The sequence below is a fragment of the Sphingobacterium composti genome (assembly GCF_009829075.1).
Classification (GTDB): Bacteria; Bacteroidota; Bacteroidia; order Sphingobacteriales; family Sphingobacteriaceae; genus Sphingobacterium; species Sphingobacterium composti.
On the sequence record NZ_WUQZ01000059.1, the window covers coordinates 1 to 655 of the forward strand.

1 rRNA gene is annotated in these 655 nt (G+C 50.5%); it reads left to right on the top strand.

Annotated elements, in window-relative coordinates:
* Positions 1 to 655 (top strand): 23S ribosomal RNA (locus GOQ17_RS16040); the annotation flags it as partial.

A 655-nucleotide genomic window follows, 5' to 3' on the forward strand; every position in this document is an offset into this window, starting at 1 on the left:
GGGTGATAGCCCCGTACAGGTAAGCAATACAGCGCTAGTGGTATCCTGAGTAGGGCGGGACCGGAGGAATCCTGCTTGAATCTGCCAGCACCATCTGGTAAGGCTAAATACTCCTGAGAGACCGATAGTGAACCAGTACCGTGAGGGAAAGGTGAAAAGAACCCCGAACAGGGGAGTGAAAAGAACCTGAAACCGTGTACTTACAAGCGGTTGGAGCGGACTTGTTCCGTGACAGCGTGCCTTTTGCATAATGAGCCTACGAGTTACTCTTTGTTGGCAAGGTTAAGTGATTCAGTCACGTAGCCGCAGCGAAAGCGAGTCTGAATAGGGCGTATAGTCAGCAGAGGTAGACGCGAAACCTTGTGATCTACCCTTGGGCAGGTTGAAGGTTGGGTAACACCAACTGGAGGACCGAACCGATAAACGTTGAAAAGTTTCCGGATGACCTGAGGGTAGGGGTGAAAGGCCAATCAAACTGGGAAATAGCTCGTACTCCCCGAAATGTTTTTAGGAACAGCGTCGATATTAAGTCTTATAGAGGTAGAGCTACCGATTGGGTGCGGGGGAGTCAAATCCTACCAAATCCAGACGAACTCCGAATGCTATAAGATATGGTCGGCAGTGAGGCTTTGGGTGCTAAGGTCCAAGGCCGAGA